We start from the raw sequence: 2,655 nt of genomic DNA, 5'->3' as shown, positions 1-2,655 counted from the left end.
AAATTTGGCAGGAGGAGCAGCGCTTTGAAAACCCGCATAAACACTACGTCGATATGAGCGCGGAGTACTACGAGATGAAGATGAACCTGCTAAAACAAACCAAAAAATAGGCGAATCAGATTTCGCCTTTGCTTGATTTGACGTCAAATTTGACCGCTAAATTTTAAAAATCGGCTCAAATTTGACTTATGATAACTGTTTTAGAGTAAATCTAATGACAAAATGGCTTTTAAAATTTGAGATAATTTAATGTGAATGGGTGGTGGGTTCACCAGGACTCGAACCTGGGACCATCCGGTTATGAGCCGGATGCTCTAACCAACTGAGCTATGAACCCGCCAGCTGAAGTGAGGTTGTGATTATAGCAACGCAAAGCTTATTTACTGCTAAATTTTGATTTAAAAACGCAAAAATGTATAATACGCCAAATTTAATCCAAGGTAAAAGATGAACGAAAATTTAAACGATTTCATAGACGCATTTTTACTAGACGGCGGCGAGCAGAGCGAAAAGGCGCTAATCGCGGCGCTAAAAAAGGCCGAGTTTTTGGCTCCCGTACTCATAAACCAAGCCCTAGCAAAGCCCGACGGCAGCGCGGTTTATGAAGAAGAAGGCTCAAATATCAAGTTTGTCCTACTAGAAGACGAGGAGAGCGGACTTAGCTACTTTCCGGCATTTTCCAGTAGAGCCGAGATGATGAGATGGCGAAACGACGCCGAGCAGGAGGCGATAAATCTGCGCCTAAAAGACTACGCCGCGATGATAGAAAGCGCTGATGGCAAATACGCCGGAGTCGTGATAGACGCGTTTTCGCATAGTTTGATTTTAGATCTTGCAAAGCTCAAAGCGATCTGCGCGGAGTAAAATTTGACCCAAGTGGGCCTCCTAAAAAACGGCAAGCGCGCTCGGAAAATTTAAATTTTAAGAATAGTACCGCCCGCAAATTTAAGGGGAGAAGATGGATAAGCTTAGGCAAAGATATATCGCACTTCAAAAGGCGTTTTGGGATTCGGACGGCGGCGCGGCGAGCGTTTTGGCGCTGTATGAGTTCAAAGACGAGCTCGAAAAATTCGATGAAAAAGAGGCAAAGCTCGTGCTGGTGGATGTTTGCGAGCTACTGGGACTCAAAAAGAGCGCGTGCGAGCTACTCGGCAAAATTTGCGATCCGAAGGACAGAAAGCAACTCAAAAGCTCGGCTATCTGAAGCAGTATGCGCAAAACGGCGACGCGGGCGCGATAAAGCGTCCTAAAACTGCGAGCGAAGCCGCGCGCCAAAGCAAAAAGCTAAAAAGCCTGCCTCATTTTCGCTACCATCCGGATCCCTTTAAAACGGGCGTGTTAAAGGACGACGCGAGCGTGGTTTGCGAGTGCTGCGAGCAGACGACTGACATGTATTATTGCGGTAGCGTTTACAGCGTAGCGGACGTGAACTACCTCTGTCCACACTGCATCGCTAGCGGCACAGCGGCGTCGGCAAAATTTGACGCCAGTTTTTTCCCGCCTAGCACTTCGAACGCACAGGCTAAAACCGAGGAGCTATTTAAAAGGATGCCCGGGTATTTTAGCTGACAGGGGGAGCATTGGGTTGCTTGTTGTGACGACTACTGCAAGTTTTTAGGCGACGTGGGCACCAAGGAACTGCAGGATTTGGGCATAGCGGAGGAGGTGTTTGCAGACTACGCCTTGCGCGAGGAATTTGCGGTGCAGGACGTGCGTGATTACCTAGTCGCGGGCGGCGATATGGCAGGCTATCTGTTTCGCTGCATCCGCTGCGGCAAGTATAAAATCCAGGTCGATGCGAGCTGAAATTTAAAAACTGGCGGCGCGGGTAATAAAGCACCCCAAAAACCGCTAACAAGACAGTGTGGGTGAATAGAAAGCTAAAAGCCTGCCTCATTTCACTATTACTCCGATCCTCTCCCTCACTTTTTTAAACAAGTGTGCTTAAGGACAATATAAGCATAGTTTGCAAATGTTACAAGTAGGTCGACGGCATACCCCAAGAAAACGAGTCAAAAAGCCAAAACTTGCAGATACAAAAACCTTAAACAATGGATAAAGACCCAGATAACAGCATTAACGTAATGTTTGAAGGAAATTACACTGAAAGCAAAGACAAAGAACAAAAGGTGGCCGATATATATTTAATGCAAACACCATCTCTTTAAAAATATAAAAATGATATAATCTGAATTGAGAGCAAACCAGTCAGACAAATTCGCAGAGCAGCGGATTTTTAAGAGATCTAAATCTAGCAGTAACCTAAACATAAACAGTAATAAAAAAACAGAAGGTTATATAATTATGAAAACTATTTTATTTTGGTTATTTACAGAAATCCAAAGTAAAGAACTTGGATTTATTGCTATTAGACGTGGCGTAGTTTTAAAAAACTTAATGAATTTTAGTAAGTATAAAATTCTTATCATTTTACTTTGTTTGTTTTATTGTCTCAATATTAATATCACAAACAGATTTGATTTTTTTGTGTATAACTTAGCTTATTTGATTATTAAAATATCATTGCCATTGTTTATTCTTTATGCTTTCATAGATAAAAACAGCATGAGTCTCCCATCGGAAACTCATGCTGTCGGATTCCTTGCAGCCATTGCCTCATGCAGAATGATCCTTCCTGCAAAGAGGCATGAGCCT

The 2,655-nt window shown here is 43.4% G+C and carries 4 protein-coding genes, 1 tRNA gene and 1 pseudogene; 5 read left to right on the top strand and 1 reads right to left on the bottom strand.

The genetic code is table 11. The features are described 5' to 3' along the window. Positions 1 to 2: 2 nt before the first annotated feature. A complete protein-coding gene (locus Q0314_RS10285; RefSeq protein ID WP_298058744.1) occupies positions 3 to 110 on the top strand; it encodes a hypothetical protein in 108 nt (35 codons plus the stop codon). A gap of 150 nt (positions 111 to 260) precedes the next feature. Here Q0314_RS10285 and Q0314_RS10280 read toward each other — a convergent pair. Beyond that, positions 261 to 337 (bottom strand) — tRNA-Ile (locus Q0314_RS10280). Between the two features lie 110 nt (positions 338 to 447). Between Q0314_RS10280 and Q0314_RS10275 the strand changes: the two genes are divergently transcribed. From Q0314_RS10275 to Q0314_RS10260, 4 genes and pseudogenes are all read left to right on the top strand, one after another. Beyond that, positions 448 to 864 carry an SseB family protein gene (locus Q0314_RS10275; RefSeq protein ID WP_298058741.1) on the top strand — a complete coding sequence of 139 codons (417 nt, stop codon included), beginning with the start codon at positions 448 to 450 and terminating at the stop codon, positions 862 to 864. A gap of 94 nt (positions 865 to 958) precedes the next feature. Next, positions 959 to 1,204 (top strand): hypothetical protein, encoded by a 246-nt coding sequence (locus Q0314_RS10270; RefSeq protein ID WP_298058739.1) that lies wholly within the window; start codon positions 959 to 961, stop codon positions 1,202 to 1,204. Further along, positions 1,138 to 1,806: pseudogene (locus Q0314_RS10265) on the top strand (CbrC family protein). The gene Q0314_RS10270 and the pseudogene Q0314_RS10265 overlap by 67 nt, the downstream one beginning before the upstream one ends. Before the next feature lie 498 nt (positions 1,807 to 2,304). Then, on the top strand, positions 2,305 to 2,655 hold a 351-nt coding region (locus tag Q0314_RS10260; RefSeq protein ID WP_298058736.1), incomplete at its 3' end, for a hypothetical protein.

Source organism: uncultured Campylobacter sp., assembly GCF_938040115.1.
Classification (GTDB): domain Bacteria; phylum Campylobacterota; class Campylobacteria; order Campylobacterales; family Campylobacteraceae; genus Campylobacter_A.
The sequence above is the reverse complement of the archived record's forward strand: the minus strand, read 5'-3'. Positions and strand labels throughout refer to the sequence as shown.

Excerpts from the sequence above, each read along its gene's own strand:
- Q0314_RS10275 (WP_298058741.1), top strand. The coding sequence starts at position 448 with ATGAACGAAAATTTAAACGATTTCATAGACGCATTTTTACTAGACGGC.
- Q0314_RS10270 (WP_298058739.1), top strand. The coding sequence starts at position 959 with ATGGATAAGCTTAGGCAAAGATATATCGCACTTCAAAAGGCGTTTTGG.